Source organism: Chryseobacterium gleum, from assembly GCF_900636535.1.
Lineage (GTDB): Bacteria > Bacteroidota > Bacteroidia > Flavobacteriales > Weeksellaceae > Chryseobacterium > Chryseobacterium gleum.
In genome coordinates this window covers 5,436,792-5,456,332 of sequence record NZ_LR134289.1, presented here as the reverse complement: position 1 = coordinate 5,456,332, position 19,541 = coordinate 5,436,792, and the positions used below count along the sequence as shown (strand labels likewise).

Below are 19,541 nucleotides of genomic sequence, written 5' to 3'. Positions count from 1 at the left end.
TATTAAGAGTAATATAAATCGTCAACGTTTGATTTTAAGAATCTCCATGTAGCGAAAATCGTACTTAAGACAGAAATAAAAATTCCTACTCCAAGCACCAGGATGATCAACCAGAAATACTGATTGTTGTCCTGTACAAAGGCAGAGCCAATCTGGCTTGTAAAATAATACCAGACTCCTCCAAGAGCAAGAAGACCTATTACAGAGCCGATAGCTCCTAAGATAATAGCTTCCACAATGAAAGGTTTAAGGATAAATCTTCTTTTCGCCCCTACCAGCTGCATTGTTTTAATAATAAATCTCTTCGAGAATATTTTCAGACGGATTGAGTTGTTGATTAATACAACGGCCAATATCAGGAACAAAATTGAAAATCCTAGGATCCATTTTAAGATTCTGCTCAGGTTATTGTACACATCCACCATCAAAGTGCTGTCATTCTTAACATCAACAATTCCCGGAACAGACTTGATCTCTTTAATTGCTTCATCAATTTTGGCAGGATCTACGAATTCCGGTTTTAAAGCAACTTCAATAGAAGAAGGGAAAATATTTTCCTCGAACAATGCATCACTGTCGATTCCCATACTTTTCTTGGCTTCTTTTGCCGCCATATCTCTTGAAATATAGGTTGCTTTTTTTACAGGAGCTAATAACTGTACCTTTTTAAAAGTTTCTTCCTCAAGTTTTGCAATTTTTACAGAATCTTTAGCATCATAGTTTTCATCAAAATAGGCGTTCACCACCAATTGTTCTTTGATATAGTCAGAATACTTCTGGGCATTGATCAGAATAAGCCCCATTAATCCTAACAAAAATAACACTAAGGCAATACTTATCACTACTGTAATATTGCTGGACCGAAGCCTTTTCTTATTAAACTCATCTACAGATTTAGCCATTAATATTAAAATTTTTGGCTAAAATAGAAAAAAACTTCCGAAATTTGGGACGAAATAAAGAAAATCATTGTTAATAAAATCATAAAAAACTTTGAGTGTAAAAGCAAAAAAACATCTGGGGCAGCACTTCCTGACAGATGAAAACATCGCAAGGAAAATCGTAGAAGGCCTTAGTTTTGAGAACTATAATAATATCATGGAAGTGGGTCCCGGAATGGGCGTTCTTACTAAATATCTTCTTGAAAAGGATCAGAACATCTACCTTGCAGAAATCGATACGGAATCTATCGAATACCTGAAAAATAATTATACAAAGGTTACAGAAGAAACTTTTGTAGGAGATTTCCTGAAGCAGGATTTCAACTTCATTAAGGAGGATCAGATTGCCATCATCGGTAATTTCCCTTATAATATTTCTTCCCAGATTCTGTTTCAGATTGTGGATCATTATCAGCTGATTCCGGAAATGGTAGGAATGTTCCAGAAAGAGGTAGCGGAAAGAACCGCTGCCGTTCCTAGAACTAAAGATTACGGTATTCTTTCAGTTTTGATACAGGCTTATTATGATGTATCGTATATGTTTACCGTACATGAGAATGTCTTCAATCCGCCACCAAAGGTAAAATCAGGAGTCATCAGACTTACAAGAAATCCGAAGGAAGGCCTTGCAGGGAACGAAGTTCTTTTTAAACAGATTGTAAAAGCAGGATTCAATCAAAGGAGAAAAAAGCTTTCCAATGCTTTGAAAATACTAAACACTCCTGAAGCTTTAAAAGGTCATGAATTTCTTGACAAAAGAGCTGAAGAACTTAGTGTTGCAGATTTTATACACTTTGCTAATCTCTGGAAAGAAAATCAGTAAAAGATATTAAAAGTTTCTAATAGAGAAGCTTTTTTTGAATACAATATTGGTGTATTATCTCATAAAAAGCAGAAAGCCTTTCAAGTACATTTGAAAGGCTTTCTTTATGTTGCATTATCAATTTTAGTTTCTGTTCTTCAGCATGATCCATCCTGACCAGTTCATCTGAGCTTTTGATTTTGGATACTCAAACTGGAACTTATACCAGTATGTTGCTGTCGGAAGTCTCTTACCTCCTACGGTTCCGTCCCAGATAGGATTTTCTTTTGAGAACCTGAACATTTCTACTCCATATCTGTCATATACAGAACCTGTAAAGTTTTTAAAGTCTCCAAGAGCTTTAAGATCCAGTACATCATTGATTCCGTCTTCGTTTGGAGTAATAATATTATTAATCTGTAAAGTAAAGAATTCAAGAGATCCAACGCAGTGTGTGCCTACTCTTCTTACTAAAACAGTATAGTTTGTATTATCTAAAAGGTTGCTGAATACGTTGGAAGCCTGCCATGTGATACCACCATCAAGAGAATATTCCAAAGTGCTTGGTGTATTGTTCATTGGCGGATTTTCAGCAGTGATGGTTACTGTTTTCTTGATGCTTTCATAATTTAAGGCAGTAACAAAAGGAGTAGCTGCTCCCATTACTTTAGCTTCAAAGACTTTTTTACAGATACCGTTATCAACTTCCACGCTGTAGATCCCCCATTGAGTTACATCAATTTTCTGTGTTGTTGCCCCTGTACTCCAAAGGTATTTGAAACCTTGTCCTGCTCCTGCATCAAGGGTTACAGTATCTCCTACACACATTTCAACATCTTTTAATGGTGAGGTGATTTCCGGTGTAACTTCAATTCTTATGGTTGCCGGGTTCAGAGATTTACATCCTTTTGTTCCAATTGCATATACTGTAAATGTTGTTGTCTGGTATAGAGTAACCGTCTGCATATTACCAGTTCCCATGAAATTGCTCCACAGATAAGTATCTCCTCCTTCAGCAGTAAGGGTTACAGATTCTCCCGGACAGATTTTTATTCTGGAAGCTTTTACTTTCGCTGTAGGCGTAACTTCTTTCAGTAATTTCAATTCAACTATTTTACTACAGAATCCTCCGTTGGAAACAAGTACATATAGAATTTGTCCATCATTACCATTATAATTCAATGGCGTCTGAATATAATTATTATTCTGGGCAACTGCATCCGCCTGGTTTTCGTAAAACTTAAAGATGGCTCCCGGTGTCGGGCTTATCGTGGATGTAATTGTACTTAGGTCAAAAGTAGTAATATCCGGTGTGGTACACAGCAGCAATGTAGCATCCTGAGCCTGAGGAGTTGTTCCTCCGTGAATTTCTATTGATGCTTTTCCCGGACATGGGTTACCAGGAACACTTACTTCAATTGTATAGGTACCTGGCTGTATTGCTGTAATGGTATTGGTAGTGGCATTTGGTACCGGTGCACCATTATAATACCATTGGTAAACAAGGTTAGGGTCACTTACAGAAGCTGTAATTACCTGAGGCACATTATCACATACATTGATATCTGAAGGTAATTTTGTTCCTGCTGAATCTAAAAGATCTACTCCAATATTAAAAGATCCTCCTTCAAGGAATACTGCAGAGTCATAACTGTGGTCACTGTAATCGGCAATTACCATTTTGAAGTGATATTCCTGCCCTGCGACTACAGTTGCTGTTGCTGTTAAAGGAACTGTTCTTCCTTGAAAATTTGTTTCAATATTCGCAGTATTGTACCCTCCAAAATACTGTTCGTTTACTGCACCACAGCTGGATCCGATTGCCGGGTGGATATTTGTAATACTTACCGGTCCTGCACCACCAGGTAGTACAGCCATATTCACATAAGGTCCACCTGATGTAGGTTTCAATAATATAGCAAAAGCATCAGCAAACGTACAAGGGAATGAACCGGTGTATTCTTCAGACGCAATCAGGTAATTAAATTTAATCTGAGAGGTTGTAGGAACAAAGTCAAATTCCAGAAGAACAGCATCATTAAGTCTGTTTTCCACTACTCCGATTACCTGCGCAAGATCAGGGTCTGAACCTCCACCATTAATGTCACTAAGCGTATTGCCTTCAAGGCCATTTCCTGCCTTTCTTGCATATCCGGTAGAAAGAATAAGACCATCCTTAAAAGGGAAATTGGTTGTTGCTTTATGAAAATATCCCCATGCTCTGTCTGCATTACTTGCGGCATGGTTTGGAGTAATCTTCACATTGGTTACATTAGGTGTCAGACACGTATTGGTTCCGGATGAGATCAGTACATCTTTTACCATTTTATCAATAGCATAAGTACTTTCAATATATTGCGGGGCATTTACATCAATAAAAGCGCCTGCTCTTCTTGACAGTGCTGTACTGGGTTCCTTTACACTCTTTCTGGGTAACGGGGTCTGGGAAAATAAAAAAGTCGAGATGACTAAAAAAAATAAACAAAGCGGTAGATATCTTCTCATAATATTTTTGTTTCAACAAATTTAATTTTTTTTTAAATATCTCATATACATATTTACATTTTTTACAGCAAAAAATCAAAATAAGATCGTTTTAGAGTAAATTTTCGTTAATCAATCCCTATCCGGACAAACCATAAATTGTGTGGTAGTATTATTTTAACATATTTGCCATCTATTTCAAATAATTCACGAAACGCAATACAAGTTCCCTTTAAAAACAACAAAATCTCTCATTGCTGAGAGATTTTGTTGCTTATTTTTTATTTTGAAAATATCTAGTTTCTGTTTTTGAGAAGAATCCATCCTGAGCGCTGTTCCAGTTTTTTACTGGCCGGGTTTTCCCACTGTACCCTGTACCAATATGTTCCCGTAGGAAGATTGATTCCTTTTAAAGATCCCCTCCAGATAACATCACCTTTACCAGCTTTGAATACCTCCGCACCGTATCTGTCAAAGATAGAAGCTGCAAAATCTTTGTAACCGCTTATTCCGGAGAAATCTATAGTATCATTGATGCCATCCATATTAGGTGTAATAGCATTGCTGATGATGAATGTAAAATAATCCAATGAAGTGCCGCATTTAGCCCCTTTCACCCTTACCATTACAGAATACATGGTATTATTCAAAACTCCTGTAAATACATTTGATGGCTGCCATGTCAATCCGCCGTCTATGGAATATTCCAGAATACCGCCTGTAGGATTACTTGCCGTAAGTGTGAGAATATGATTATCATAAAAAATATTCGTAAACTGTGGCAGGTCAGGATTGATCAGCTGTGCAGAGAAAGTTTTGGAACAAACTCCATTGCTGATTGTCACAGAATACGTCCCGGGAATATTAGTTGTTATGGTTTGCGTGGTTGCCCCAGTACTCCATACATAGGTATAATTTGGCCCTGAACCTGCATCCAGAGTTCCTTTGTCACCGGCACACACAAATACATCTTTTAAAGTAGAAACGATTGCTGGAACTACCTGAATGGTAACTTTAGCCGGATCAACAGAACTACATCCGTTTCCACCCAATGCATATACTGAATATTCTGTTGTTGCTGTAGGTGTAACAATCTGTGTATTTCCATTTCCGGTAAGGCCTACCCAGTTATAAGTAATACCTCCCGAAGCTGTTAATGTTACGGATTCACCTTCACATATTTTTAATTTAGATGCTGTAAGACCTGCTATTGGCGGACCTACCTCAACCGTCACACTGGCCGGTGTTGCAGAAATACATCCATTAGCTCCAACAGCAAATACTGTATATACTGTAGTTGTAGTAGGCGAAACCACCTGAGTATTTCCATTTCCGGTAAGGCCATTCCCCCAGTTATAGGTTACCCCTCCGGATGCTGTTAATGTCACAGATTCACCAACGCAGATACGGGGTTGTGATGAAACCAATGCAGCAACCGGCTGCACTTTATCTTCCTGTACGGTTACTGTAGACGTAAAAGTACAGGTCAGGTTTCCTGGTTGTGAGACATTAGTAACTGTTAAAGTATATGTTCCACCAGCGCTTACAACAGGGGTCAGTGTATTTCCTCCGGACACAATAGTTCCTCCGGTAGTTGTCCAGGCAATGGTAGATCCTGCAGGCACTACAGATGCTGAAGCATTGATAGTAATCTGAGAATTTGTACAGGTAATTGTTTGCGGAGCAGCAATTGTAAGTGTGGTCTGAGCTGTGCTTAATAACTGCAATGATACTACGTAACTACACCCTCCGTTGCTTACGAGTACGTAAATAGTCTGGCTTCCTCCCGGCGGTGTATAAGCTGTAGGTGTTAAAATAAAGTTTCCGTTAGCAGCAATGGCATCAGCCTGATTGACATAGTAAGTAAAAGTAACTCCTGCTGTAGTAGTGATCTGAGGTTGGGCTTCTGTAAGATTATAAGTTAATCCCGGCTGGTAACATTTATGTAATGTTGCATTCTGTGCTGTAAAAGGTTCTGAAACTTCAATTGTTATACTCGCCGGATTTTGAGATGCACAACCGTTAGATCCTACTGCTGTTACGGTATAAGTGGTTGTCACAGTAGGTGAAACAACCTGAGTATTACCATTTCCTGTAAGGCCATTACCCCAGTTATAGGTAGCCCCGCCTGAAGCGGTAAGTGTTGTGGAATCTCCTTTACAGATTTTTATTTTGCTTGCCGTAAGACCTGTAACAGGTGGAGCACTGTTTCCTGTCACGGTTACAGTTCCTACTGCTGTACAGCTGATATTTCCTGGCTGATATACTTTTGTAATGGTTAAGGTATAAGTTCCCGGAGCATTAATAACAGGATTCAGGGTAGTTCCTCCTGAAACAATATTTCCTCCGGTAGTGGTCCAGTTAAATGTTGCACCCGCAGGATAAACGGAGGCTGATGCATCCAGAGTAGTCTGAGAATTGTTACAGGTAAGCACTGCCGGCGGTGCAATGGTAGGTACCATCTGTGGAGCTTTTACCAGTTGAAGTTGTGCCACTTTTGCACAGAAACCGGTTGCTACTCTCACATATACCGTACCTCCTGCACTCGGAAAAGCGGTAGGATTGGGAATTGTGTTTGCGTTTCCTGCATTAGCATCTGCCAATGTGGTATAGTATGTAAACACAGCACCAGGAGTAGTGCTTATCGAAGCCTGTGCTGATGTTAAATTAAAAGTTGCATTTCCTGCAGCATAACAGGCTGTCAGGGTGGCATTCTGTACAGTAGGAGATGTTCCGCCAACTACCGTAATGGTAGCTTCTCCCGGACAGGTGTTACCCTGAATAAAAACTTTAACGGTATACACACCTGGTGCTGTTGCCGTATAACTTGCGCCTGTAGCACCCGGAATCGCATTAGTTCCCAGATACCACTGATATGTTATATTGGGGCCCTGCACAGAAGCTGTAAAAGTCTGGGGTGTATTATCACACATATTAACAGATGAAGGCAATTGTACTCCGGCCGGATCCAGAATCTTCACTCCGATATCAAATGATCCTGCTTCAAGAAATACCGCAGAATCAAAATTGGGATCCTGATAGTCAGCAAGGACAATTTTAAAATGATAAGTTTCCCCTGGAATTACCGTTGCATGAGCAGTTAATGGAATAGTGCGTCCATTAAAGTTGGTCTCAATCTGAGCATTATTGGTCCCTCCATAATAGGCTTCATTCTTAGGTCCGCAATTTTGGTATTGCGGATGAATATTGGTAACACTTACAGGTCCTGCTCCTCCCGGGAGTACTGCAAGATTGGTATAAGTAGGATCAGACGCTTTTTTTAACAGCAAAGCAAAACCGTCGGTGATGGTACATGGAAAGTTTTGCTGATATTCTTTAGACGCGAATAAATATCTGAAAGTAATTTCAGTAGAAGCAGCTACAAAGTCAAATTCTATAGACGTTGCATTGGTAAGGTTATTATTACCGATTCCCAAAGCGTTTGCCAGGTCTACATCTCCTCCAGTTCCCAGATCATCACTTAAAGTTCCCTGGAAAACATTTCCCGCTTTACTGGCATATCCTGTAGAAAGGATAATCCCTTTACTGAAAGGAAAGTTGGTATTTGATTTATTAAAATATCCCCAGCTTCGGTTCTGATTACTTGCAGAAAGGTTTGGAGATACTGTTACATTGCTTACACTTGAGCTGGTACAGGTAGTTCCTCCTGATATAAGAACATCGTTGATCAGCTGGGTTATAGGATAGCCGGATTCCGGATAGCTTGGTGCATTTACATCTATAAATACACCGGCTCTCAAAGAAGCAGCCTTAGGTTTTGCAGCAATTTCTACCCTTCCTTTATTCTGAGCCAGAATAAAATTTCCCATGAAAGCTAAAAATAACGCTAAAAATAAATTTCCTCTCCTCCTATTTAACATTTTATATTATTTTAAACAAAAATACTATTTTTTTTGATTGAAATTCAAGTTAACACAATTTACATTATTACTAACGCAAATTTATTTATGTTAGAATATCAACTCTGTTTATTTTAAAATAATAAAAAAAGACTGACAAAATTGTCAGTCTTTCAGTTAATAGTTTAATTATTCTATATTTTTAAGCAATATCCATCCTGTTTTCACAGTAAGTTCCTTACTGGCAGGGTCTTCAAAGGTTACCTGATACCAGTACGTTGAAGTAGGAAGTTTTTTGCCCTGGAAGTATCCGTCCCAATATGGTCTGATTTTCTCTGCTTTGAAGACTTCTCTTCCATAGCGGTCGAAAACCTGTCCGCTGAAATCCTTATAGTTGACAACTCCGCTGAAATCAATAATATCATTAATATTATCCCCGTTTGGAGTGATTACATTTTTCATTACGAAGGTGAAAAATTCAAGGAAACCTACACAGCTTGTATATTTAACTCTAACCCTGATCGCAATGATTTTATTTTTAGGCACATTGTTAAATATATTTGAAGACTGCCATGTAACTCCGTTATCTACGGAATATTCCAGAATACCATTACTTGGATTACTTGCTGTAATGATCATGGTTCCGGTTTCATTATAATCTACTTTTATCACTTCCGGAATTACGGCTTTAATCACCTCAGTTTTGAACTCTTTTGAACAAACTCCGTTACTGATCGTTACCGAATATACTCCCGGAGTACCTACTGTAATGCTCTGACTTGTTTCGCCAGAACTCCACTGATAGGTATATCCCGGTCCTGAACCTGCATCAAGGATAATTTTATCACCCTGACAGATATGACCTCCTTTCAGATTTGAAACAATAGCAGGAACTACTTCAATTGTAATACGTGCAGGCTGAAGAGATTTACACCCTTGCGCTCCGATTGCATATACAGTATACGTAGTGGTCTGAGTTGGACTTACAGTTCTTATTCCTCCCGTAGTCGCAGCAGCATCACCCCATTCATAGGTTACTCCGCCGGTTGCAGTTAATAATACAGATTCACCGGCACAGATCTTTAACCTTGGAGCCGTCAGCACAGCGGTTGGTGTTTCTTCTTTCCTTAATGTTAAGGTTGCAATCTTACTACAGAAAGCTCCATTGGAAACCAACACATATAATATTTGACCATCCGTGCCTGTATAATTGGTCAGATTCGTGATATAGCTGTTATTTTGAGCCTGTGCATCAGCCTGATTGGCATAGAAACGGAATACCGCTCCCTGCGTTGTACTGATGAGAGGTTTAGCAGCTTCCAGATTAAACGTAGTCAATGAAGGGGTTGTACAGAGCTTAAGTTCAGCATTTTGTACGGTAGGACTTGTTCCTCCAATGATTGTAATGGTTGCTTCACTAGGACACTGATTTCCCGGAACCATTACTTTTACCGTATAAACTCCTGCCTGGGTAGCTACATATATAGCACTAGTTGCTCCCGGAATGGCCACTCCGTCTTTATACCACTGATAAGTCATTCCCGGAATCGGGGCTACCTGGGCTTTAAGCTGTTTTGGTGTATTGTCACACATATTGATGCTTCCCGGTAAAACCACTCCTGTTTCATCTACAATCTTAATTCCAACGTCAAAAGATCCTCCTTCCAGGAATACAGCTGAGTCGTGAGTAGAGTCCTTTGCATCTGCCAGTACCATTTTGAAATGGTAAGTCTGACCTGGGATTACTTCTGCAACAGCCGTTAAAGGTGTTGTTCTTCCGAAATAATTAATAAGCAGGTGCGGGTTTGCCAATCCTCCAAAATAAGCAGCATTAATAGGTCCGCAAGTGAATCCGTTTCCTGCAGGAACGATATTGGTTGCACTTACAGGACCAGCAGTTCCAGGTAATACCGCAAGATTGGTATAAGTAGGATCCCCTACTTTCTTCAGCAACAGTGCAAAAGCATCAGAATAACCGAGACAAGGGTAATTTGAAGTATACTCATCAGAAGCGAATATATAATTAAATTTTACCTGATTGGAATTCGGAACGAAATCAAATTCAAGGGCTACCGCATCCGTTAAGCTAACATTGGCTCCGGTAGCTGCTACAAGGTCTGCATCACTCCCTGTTCCTACTGATTGTCCTACAGCTGCTACGTAGCTGTTACCTGCTTCAGAAGCATACCCTGTAGTGAGCACAATCCCATCCGTAAAAGGGAAGTTGGTTGTTCCTTTATGAAAATATCCCCAGAATCTGTTGTTGTTGGTCACATCATGATTAGGAGATACGGTAACATTCGTAACGTTGGCTGTTGTACAGTTGGTACCGCCATTGATCAAAATATTCTTTACCAGCTGCTCCGGAGTATAGTTTGAAGGAGTATAAGGAGGTACATTCACGTCAATGAATGCTCCTGCCCTGAGGCTGGCTGCAGAAGGCTTTATCTTTTCTGATTTTCTGACAGGTCTCGTTTGAGAAAACGCAGAAACAGAAATCAATAAAAGAGAAAAAAGGAAAAAATAGTTTTTTAGTCTATAAATTAACATTTTAATTTCATTTGTTCAAATGTAGCAAAAATAATTATATCAAATTAGCCTTTAACACTAGTATTTCATAAACAGACAGCTAAATCCACAACATTTTTTTCTTATTGTTACATTTTCTTCAAATCATAAAAAACAAAAACCATATCATAAAAAAACAGATCAATAGTATTGATCTGTTTATGTTTTAGCAGTTATTCTTCTGCCTGTTTATCATCTTTTTTAAGCTGATCGATTTCATTCTGCAACTGGGATATAATATCTTTCAAAGCTTTTATTTCGTTCTTGTTTGAGCTTACATTACTTTTCAGCATTACATTTTTCGCTCTTTCATTGTGATCTTCTTCATCTTCTTCCTCATTGATCTCCTCAATATCTTCCTGAATGTCTTCGATATCTTCATTAATCTCTTCAATGTCTTCACTGATTTCTTCGATATCCTCGCTGATCTCTTCAATATCTTCCTGAATATCTTCAATATCTTCGCTGATCTCTTCAATATCCTCCTGGATATCTTCAATTTTCTCATGACTCTTGTTCACGGACATCTGAATGAAGATTGCCAGATAAATAGCTTCCAGAGAAAGTACTGTCGTAAGAATGAGAAGCATTTTATCAAAATTGACAATATTCAACATCGGAAGCACAAACGAAGTTATGAACAGTAATGTATGAACAATCAGGGATTGGATAGACCCTATCCATGATGTAATCTTATCTGCTATTTTTTCAAGAACTTCTGTTTTTTCGTTATATTTTTTCATCCTTATATGTTTACAACAGTTCCTTTGTTACTCCTAATCCAAACAATGCAAAATCATATTTTGCCGGATCTTTCTCATCAAATTTTCTGATGGCAATATCCAGTTCTTCTACCGTTTTCCAGTCGTTCTGGGTTCTGGAAACCAATCCCAGCTTTCTGGAAATATTTCCGGTATGTACATCCAGAGGAATGGAAAGGTTTTTCTGATCTATATTTTCCCAGATTCCAAAATCTACGCCACGTTTATCTTTGCGTACCATCCATCTCAAAAACATAATAATCCTTTTGGCAGATGAATTTTTATAAGGTGAGCTGATGTGTTTATGGCTTCTGTGCTTTTCTGTTTCTAAAAATCCGCTTCTGAACCTTTCTATGGCATGCAAAAAGTTATTCTCTGTTTCTTTTATTTCAAATAAGCTTTCCAGGCTTTCATTTTCTTTATAAATCCTGTTGAACTGTCGGATGAAATAGGAAAAGTCCTGTCCGTTGAAAGTTCTGTGAATGCTTTTATCCTGAATACTTTCCAGATCTTTTTCTGTATAATTCATCACAAAATCATAGGGAGAATTCCCCATAATATCAAGCATTTTGTCCGCAGAATTAATGATCGACTTTCTGTTTCCCCAGGAGATCGTAGCTGCCAGAAAACCTGCAATTTCAATATCCTGCTTTAAAGAAAAACGATGTGGAATCTGTATCGGGTCATTTTCAATAAAATCGGGAGCGTTATACTGATCTGCCTTTTCATTGAGATAATCTCTTAGTTCTTCAAATTTCAGCATATTTATTTTAAATCTTTACACTTTCCAATGCTTTTGGCAGGAATGTGTTGGGAAAAATTTCTCTTGCTTCATCGGTAAATACGGTAAGATCTCCGTATCTGTTGGAAAAATGTCCTAAAATCAACTTTCCCACCTGAGCTTTCTGAGCAATTGTAGCTGCTTCCAAAGCTGTAGTGTGGCCTGTATAATCCGCCATTTCCTTCAGGTCGTGTAAAAAAGTGGATTCATGATATAAAACTGTTACATTTTTGATAATCGGAATTACACTTTCAAGATAGCGGGTATCACTACAGAATGCATAGGATACTGATGGAGCCGGATCAACAGTCAGAATCTCATTTTTAAGAACGTAACCGTCACTTAGTACAAAGTCCTTCCCTGCTTTGATATTATGATAATCACAGGTTTCAATTTCGCTGTATTTAGCAATCTCTTTCATATTGAGATGCCTGTCTTTCGGTTTTTCTTTAAAAAGGTAGCCGTTACAGTAAATCCTGTGATCCAAAGGGATAGTATATACTTCTATCCTGTTGTCTTCATATATTTTTTCAGAATAATCTTTATCCAGCTCATGGTAAACCACTTCAAAACCGCGATGGGTTTCTGTAATCTGAAAAATGGTTTCCAGCATCTTTTTAATTCCTTTCGGACCATAAACGTGCAATGGGTTTTCTCTTCCCAAAAGACGGAAAGAAGCAATAAGCCCCGGCAGTCCGAAACAGTGGTCGCCGTGAAGATGAGAAATAAAGATATGATTGATTTTTGAAAATCTTGCTTTCGCTTTTCTCAGCTGCACCTGCGTACCTTCTCCACAATCGATAAGAAAGAGTCTTTCCTCCATTTCCAGCAGCTGTGCCGTGGGTGATGTGTTGATGGTTGGAATCGCTGAATTAAAGCCTAATATTGTTAAATAAGTACTCAAATCAATAATTTATGGTAACAAATGTACAACAGAAAAACCAAATGGACGTTTTGCCCTGATATTTAAACTTAATCAGTCACTTTTAAAAAATCCATAAATAAATCCAATGCCTGCTTACGGTGGCTGATTTTATTTTTGTCTGCAGGATCCATTTCTGCAAAGGTTCTTTCATATCCTTCAGGAACAAAAATCGGATCATATCCGAATCCTTTAAATCCTTTGTTTTCTGTGAGTAAATTTCCGTGAACCCTGCCCTCAAAATATTGAGCCCCGTTTTCATCATAATAGCAAAGAACTGTCACAAAATAAGCTTTCCTGTTTTCAATTCCCTGCATTTCTTCCAATACTTTTTCGATATTTTTTGCAAAGTCATGATCTCCGGCATAACGGGCAGAGAAAATCCCGGGTCTTCCATCCAAAGACTCTACAACCAGACCACTGTCATCCCCCAGACTTGGAATACCTGTTTTTTCAAAGCAATATTTGGCCTTGATCAGGGCATTGGCATGGAAAGAATCTCCATCTTCCACAATTTCTTCGTGAATATTATAATCGGTAAGACTCTTCACAACGCAGCCACTTCCCAGGATCTGCTGGATTTCTTCTTTTTTATGTTCGTTGTGGGTAGCTACTAATAATTCCATTTCTATATTCATTTTCAATTTTTACTTTTTTAATCAGGTTACCTACATTTCAGCATAATGCACTTTATACTTTTTCATAAAAAGATAATAGAATAAAGAGAAAAGTACAATTCCTGCAGCCAGTACAAGCCATTCTGAAATATGAAGAACCTTCGCAAAACTCTCATCTTTACCGTAAAGTACCAATAAAGACAGGGTTAAATTATTAAATGCATGCAGCAGTATCGGCAACAGCAAAGATTTTGTTTTATGATATACCAGTCCCAGCACACAGCCCAGCATTACTGCACTGATGAACTGCCATGGATTTCCGTGAACAACCCCAAAAATAATGGAGGCGTACAAAATGGCTCTCCAGGGTTTCACTCCCTTATTGATCAATCCTTTCTGAATAATTCCCCGGAATATAATTTCTTCAAAGACCGGAGCCATAATCACCGTCATGATAATCATCACAACCGGATTGTCAGTTAATTGACTCATCAGCTGGGTAAAATATTCATAAAAATCCCCGAAAAATGGTCCCGTAGTAGGAATCTGAGCAGCAACAAACTCAGAAATAAACATCATCCCGGTCATCATTGGAAAGATCAGAAGATAGGTAGAAAAATTAACCGATGATAAATTGAAGTTAAGCTTCTTTTGGGTGGTACGCCTTACGATGAAAAAATCAAAAAAGGCAATTGCAGTAAGGAATCCCACGGAATTTGCTACCATCAGAAACCAGTCTTTCAGTTCAATATTTTCCCTGAAAACAACTTTCCAAAAAGTGCTGAATAAAGAAACAGCCATTGTTCCTACGAATAATCCAATCACCAAAACAACACCACCAATCCATGTAAAAGTAAACTTCGGATATTTGCTATTTTCCATCCTTTCTCTGTAAAAGTTTATGAGAAACAAAGATAATTTTTTTGACTGCCACAGGCAACTAAAAAAGGACTTTCTTATGTATTTGATGATGTTATAAAGTCCATTTGTAAACCGTTTCCAAACTCTTCTACCCGCCTACGCTCTATAGTGATCAACATTGTCTTCATTTAAATTTGAAAACCTCGTAAAAAATCACGATTTTTGCAACTTCAAAATACGATATGTCAGACTTAATCAAAGAAATACAAAAAAGAAAGACCTTCGGGATCATTTCCCACCCGGATGCCGGAAAAACAACCCTTACAGAAAAGTTACTTCTTTTCGGGGGTGCTATTCAGGAAGCGGGTGCGGTAAAATCCAACAAAATAAAAAAAGGAGCCACCTCCGACTTTATGGAAATTGAAAGACAGAGAGGAATCTCAGTAGCAACTTCCGTATTGGCTTTTGAATACAGAGACCATAAAATCAACATTCTCGATACTCCGGGTCACAAAGACTTTGCTGAGGATACCTACAGAACATTAACTGCTGTAGATTCCGTAATCGTTGTTATTGACGTTGCAAAAGGGGTTGAGGAACAGACCGAAAAATTGGTCCAGGTTTGCAGAATGAGAAACATTCCGATGCTGGTTTTCATTAATAAGCTTGACCGTGAGGGTAAAGATGCCTTCGATCTGTTAGACGAAGTAGAACAGAAATTAGGATTAACCGTTTGTCCGCTTTCTCTGCCAATTGGTATGGGAAGTGATTTCCAGGGAATTTATAACATCTGGGAAAACAATATTCAGTTATTCCTCGAAGAGAAAAAACAGAAGGTTGGTGATTCCATTAAGTTTGATGATATCAATGATACTTCTATTGACGAGGTTATCGGTGAAAAAGCGGCTAGTACTTTAAGAGAAGAGCTTGACCTGATCCAGTCTGTATATCCTGAATTCAATCGTGATGACTATATGAGGGGCGATCTTCAACCTGTGTTTTTCGGTTCGGCATTGAATAACTTTGGTGTACGTGAATTATTAGATGCTTTCATTGATATCGCGCCGATGCCACAACCTAAAGAAAGTGATACCCGTCTGGTAAAACCGGAAGAAAGCACTTTCACAGGATTCGTTTTCAAAATCCATGCGAATATGGATCCTAAGCACAGAGACAGACTTGCTTTCGTAAAGATCGTTTCCGGTACTTTTAAAAGAAATGAAAATTATTTACTGGTAAGAGAAGGTAAAAAAATGAAGTTCTCCTCCCCTAACGCATTCTTTGCAGATAAAAAAGAAGTGGTGGAAGAAAGTTTCCCTGGGGATATTGTTGGTTTACATGATACGGGAAGTTTCAGAATCGGAGATACACTGACAGGTGGAGAAAAGTTAAACTTCAAAGGTATTCCAAGCTTCTCTCCTGAACATTTCCGTTATATCAACAACAATGATCCGTTAAAAGCCAAGCAGCTGGCAAAAGGTATTGATCAGTTGATGGATGAAGGAGTTGCCCAGCTGTTTACACTTGAAATGAATGGCAGAAAGATCATCGGAACAGTAGGAGCCCTTCAGTATGAAGTTATTCAGTACCGTCTTGAGCATGAATATGGTGCTAAATGTACTTATGAACCATTATCCATGCATAAAGCATGCTGGGTAGAAGCTGATGAAAAATCTGAAGAGTTCAAGGAATTTGCAAGATTAAAGCAGAGATTCCTGGCAAGAGACAAATACAATCAACTGGTATTCCTTGCTGACTCATCTTTCACCATTCACATGACGCAGGAGAAGTTCCCGAATGTGAAACTGCACTTCATCAGTGAATTTAGAGATATTAAATAAAGGTAAAATCGCGAAAAAGCGAAATTGTTTAAATATAGATCCGCAGAAGTTTTCTGCGGATTTTTTTTCTTACTATAATAAGGATCGAGAACACAGATACTGTTTTTACAGCATTAAAACGCAGAAAAACATTTTGTAAATCTTTTGTAAAACAAATACAAAACACTGAAAATACAACAGTTATAACTTTACCAGCAGAATACAGTCTATTTACAACTGTTACAAGAACTTCACTTCTAATTTTACTTCATCAAAAAATTAATCTTATGAAAAAGTTCATATTACTCGTTGCTGTATCAGGCACTTTCATTATGTGTAAAAAAGGCGAGGCTGCCCAGGATAAGATCAATGAAGCAATCCACACAGCTGACAGCGCTTCGACAGTGGCTACGGAAACTGTTGACAATGTCAGCAAAACAGCAGATAAGGTTCTCGATTCTGCGAGTATTAAAATAAAAGATTTTGAAAATACCAAAAATGACATCCAGCAAAAAATAGAGAACACCTCGAAAATGGTAGATTCTTTATCTGAGAAAATAGCTGCAACAAAACTGGAATCAAAAGTTGAAAAAACAGATTCTGCAGAAAAAAAATCTGAAAAAATTGCTGTAAAAGCTCCTGCTCCGAAGGTTATTAAAGAAACCAAAATCATTTACAAAGAAAGGCCCAAAAATGACAGCTATGAATTGAATATGGCCAAAGATAAAATGGTAAAATCAGGGTATCTTGCTATAAAAGCAGAGAATGCAGAAACGGTGAAGGAAATCATCAGGGATGAAGCCTATAAAAATAATGCTTACATCAAAAATGAAAATCTTTCTTTTGTGGAATCCGCAAGTCCTGACGGGGAAAATCAAAAAGTTTACAGCCTTGATATTAAAGTTCCTATGCAGTACTTTGATGGCTTAATGAATGCTATCAGCAGCAATATCGGGGATATTGATACAAAAGATATTCAGGTTTCGGGAAGTCAGTATGCAGATAATATCATCTGTACAATCAATGTCAGTATCAGCAATCAGCTCAAAGTGGAAAAAGAACCTGAGACCTTTGGTGGCAAATCATTAGCGGCTATTGAATCAGGCTGGAATGTTATTACTTCCATATTCCTGTTTATCCTGCCGTTATGGCCTTTGTTTCTTATTGCCGGCATTGGATATTATTTCTATAAAAAAAAGAATAAAAACACCGCTGACAATGACTCTCATTAGATTTTTAATATTTTTTTAATGAGATTTGGAACTGATGTTCGATTCTTATGTTTAATTTTATCAAATATTCAACGGAAGTATTGTTTATTAGAAAAATTACTGCTAACTTTAAGTATAGTCAAAGTAAATGAATCTTCGATACAGACGAAGTTCTCAATAAAAACGGAAATTTTAATTTCATATATTAATATTTTGTGATTTGGTGTAAAAGTAAGGCTCTCAATCTGAGAGCCTTATTTGTTTTTATTTCATGTTCACTACTTTATCTACGATAAATTTTGTGTTTCCTCTCCACGGAAGAGCGCCGTTGTACTCTTTGTAATGCAGATCAAAGGTTTTACCACTATTGGTTTCCAGTTGTTTGAAAACTTCAGGATCATCTACAGAAAACTCAAACTCATAACTTGTAATGGTTCCTGTTTTCCCTCTTCCAAAACCTTCCTGGATCAGTTTTCCTTCATAGGTTTTAAAGATATAGCCTTTCTTCATAGCATAATTCAGGTAGCCGGATTTTACTCCTTCCCCAAAAACGAAATAATACTTATACCATACAAATACTCCCAGTAAAAGCAGTACGACACCGAGGGTGATCCACAAAGATTTTTTCATAGTAGTGTGTTTATAAAATGTTATTTTGCGATGCTTCTTGAGATCACGATTTTTTGGATTTCAGAAGTTCCTTCATAGATCTGAGTGATTTTCGCATCTCTCATTAATCTTTCTACGTGATATTCTTTTACGTATCCGTATCCACCGTGAATCTGTACTGCCTCAATCGTAGTATCCATTGCTACCTGAGAAGCGTATAGTTTTGCCATTGCTCCGCTTTCAGAAATATCTTTTCCTGCATCTTTTTCACAAGCTGCTTTGAAACACAACATTCTTGCAGCAGTGATCTGAGTAGCCATATCAGCCAGTTTGAATGCGATCGCCTGGTGGTTGATGATTTCAGTTTTGAAAGCTTTTCTTGTTTTAGCATATTTTAATGCCAGTTCGTAAGCTCCTGAAGCAATACCTAACGCCTGGGAAGCAATACCAATTCTTCCTCCGTTCAGTACAGCCATCGCAAAGTTGAATCCGAATCCGTCTTCGCCGATTCTGTTCTCTTTTGGAACTTTTACGTTATTAAAGATCAAAGAATGCGTATCACTTCCTCTGATTCCTAATTTGTCTTCTTTTGGTCCAACCTCAAAACCTTCCCATCCTCTTTCTACGATGAAAGCATTGATTCCTTTATGCTTTTTCTCAGGATCTGTCTGTGCAATTACAATATAATAGCTAGCTGTACCACCATTTGTGATCCAGTTTTTGATACCATTTAAAAGATAGTAATCTCCTTTGTCTTCAGCAGTTGTTTTCTGAGAAGTTGCGTCAGAACCTGCTTCCGGCTCAGACAATGCAAATGCTCCGATTACCTGTCCGCTCGCCAGTGGAGTAAGATATTTTACTTTTTGCTCTTCAGAAGCAAATTTTTCAAGACCGGCGCAAACCAATGAATTGTTTACAGACATTACAACAGCTGCAGAAGCGTCCACTTTTGCAATTTCCTCCATGGCAAGCACGTAAGAAACGCTGTCCATACCTGCACCTCCGTATTTTGGATCTACCATCATTCCTAAAAGTCCCATTTCTCCCATTTTCTTCACCTGTTCTGCAGGGAATTTCTGGTCACGGTCTCTTTCAATCACTCCAGGTAAAAGTTCGTTCTGTGCAAAGTCTCTTGCTGCCTGCTGAATCATCAGCTGTTCTTCCGATAAATTAAAGTCCATAAAAAAAATAATTAGATAGCCGTAAATTTACACTTTTTAAGCAAATCTGAAAAAATAAATTAAAAGCAGGAAAATGGCACAGAAAAAGCAATTTTGGAGAGGTTTAAAGATCTGAGATCTATG

14 protein-coding genes are annotated in these 19,541 nt (G+C 38.1%); 3 read left to right on the top strand and 11 right to left on the bottom strand.

Annotation, left to right across the window (positions count from 1 at the left end; genetic code table 11):
- Window positions 1-2 precede the first annotated feature (2 nt).
- On the bottom strand, window positions 3-902 hold the full coding sequence (locus EL165_RS25010; protein WP_002980691.1) for a cell division protein FtsX: 900 nt from the start codon (window positions 900-902) through the stop codon (window positions 3-5).
- Between the two features lie 91 nt (window positions 903-993).
- Here EL165_RS25010 and rsmA point away from each other — a divergent pair, with 91 nt between their 5' ends.
- Window positions 994-1,764 carry a 16S rRNA (adenine(1518)-N(6)/adenine(1519)-N(6))-dimethyltransferase RsmA gene (gene rsmA, locus EL165_RS25005; protein ID WP_002980692.1) on the top strand — a complete coding sequence of 257 codons (771 nt, stop codon included), beginning with the start codon at window positions 994-996 and terminating at the stop codon, window positions 1,762-1,764.
- A 123-nt stretch (window positions 1,765-1,887) separates the two neighbouring features.
- Here rsmA and EL165_RS25000 read toward each other — a convergent pair whose 3' ends face one another.
- From EL165_RS25000 to EL165_RS24965, 8 genes are all read right to left on the bottom strand, one after another.
- Window positions 1,888-4,248 (bottom strand): T9SS C-terminal target domain-containing protein, encoded by a 2,361-nt coding sequence (locus EL165_RS25000; RefSeq protein WP_002980694.1) that lies wholly within the window; start codon window positions 4,246-4,248, stop codon window positions 1,888-1,890.
- Window positions 4,249-4,523: 275 nt separating this feature from the next.
- Window positions 4,524-8,108: a choice-of-anchor L domain-containing protein gene (locus EL165_RS24995; protein ID WP_002980696.1), complete on the bottom strand. Its 3,585-nt coding sequence runs from the start codon at window positions 8,106-8,108 to the stop codon at window positions 4,524-4,526.
- 168 nt (window positions 8,109-8,276) lie between these two features.
- Entirely contained in the window at window positions 8,277-10,637 is a 2,361-nt protein-coding gene (locus EL165_RS24990) for a T9SS C-terminal target domain-containing protein (RefSeq protein WP_002980697.1), read from the bottom strand.
- Between the two features lie 191 nt (window positions 10,638-10,828).
- On the bottom strand, window positions 10,829-11,398 hold the full coding sequence (locus EL165_RS24985; RefSeq protein WP_002980699.1) for a DUF1003 domain-containing protein: 570 nt from the start codon (window positions 11,396-11,398) through the stop codon (window positions 10,829-10,831).
- A gap of 10 nt (window positions 11,399-11,408) precedes the next feature.
- A complete protein-coding gene (locus EL165_RS24980) occupies window positions 11,409-12,179 on the bottom strand; it encodes a TIGR02757 family protein (protein ID WP_002980701.1) in 771 nt (256 codons plus the stop codon).
- A 7-nt stretch (window positions 12,180-12,186) separates the two neighbouring features.
- Entirely contained in the window at window positions 12,187-13,101 is a 915-nt protein-coding gene (locus EL165_RS24975) for a ribonuclease Z (RefSeq protein WP_002980702.1), read from the bottom strand.
- Window positions 13,102-13,169: 68 nt separating this feature from the next.
- Entirely contained in the window at window positions 13,170-13,745 is a 576-nt protein-coding gene (rdgB, locus tag EL165_RS24970; RefSeq protein ID WP_414631917.1) for an RdgB/HAM1 family non-canonical purine NTP pyrophosphatase, read from the bottom strand.
- Window positions 13,746-13,787: 42 nt separating this feature from the next.
- Window positions 13,788-14,618, bottom strand: a complete 831-nt coding sequence (locus tag EL165_RS24965; RefSeq protein ID WP_002980706.1) for a CPBP family intramembrane glutamic endopeptidase — start codon at window positions 14,616-14,618, stop codon at window positions 13,788-13,790.
- 221 nt (window positions 14,619-14,839) lie between these two features.
- On the opposite strand from EL165_RS24965, the gene EL165_RS24960 reads away from it, so the two are divergent.
- Both EL165_RS24960 and EL165_RS24955 read left to right on the top strand, forming a co-directional pair.
- Entirely contained in the window at window positions 14,840-16,438 is a 1,599-nt protein-coding gene (locus EL165_RS24960) for a peptide chain release factor 3 (RefSeq protein ID WP_002980707.1), read from the top strand.
- Between the two features lie 266 nt (window positions 16,439-16,704).
- Complete coding sequence (locus EL165_RS24955; RefSeq protein WP_002980710.1) at window positions 16,705-17,649, top strand: DUF4349 domain-containing protein; 945 nt, start codon at window positions 16,705-16,707, stop codon at window positions 17,647-17,649.
- Between the two features lie 243 nt (window positions 17,650-17,892).
- On the opposite strand, the gene EL165_RS24950 is transcribed toward EL165_RS24955, so the two are convergent.
- Together EL165_RS24950 and EL165_RS24945 are read right to left on the bottom strand one after the other, a co-directional pair.
- Complete coding sequence (locus EL165_RS24950) at window positions 17,893-18,258, bottom strand: hypothetical protein (protein ID WP_002980711.1); 366 nt, start codon at window positions 18,256-18,258, stop codon at window positions 17,893-17,895.
- A gap of 20 nt (window positions 18,259-18,278) precedes the next feature.
- Window positions 18,279-19,418, bottom strand: a complete 1,140-nt coding sequence (locus EL165_RS24945) for an acyl-CoA dehydrogenase (protein ID WP_002980714.1) — start codon at window positions 19,416-19,418, stop codon at window positions 18,279-18,281.
- Window positions 19,419-19,541 lie beyond the last annotated feature (123 nt).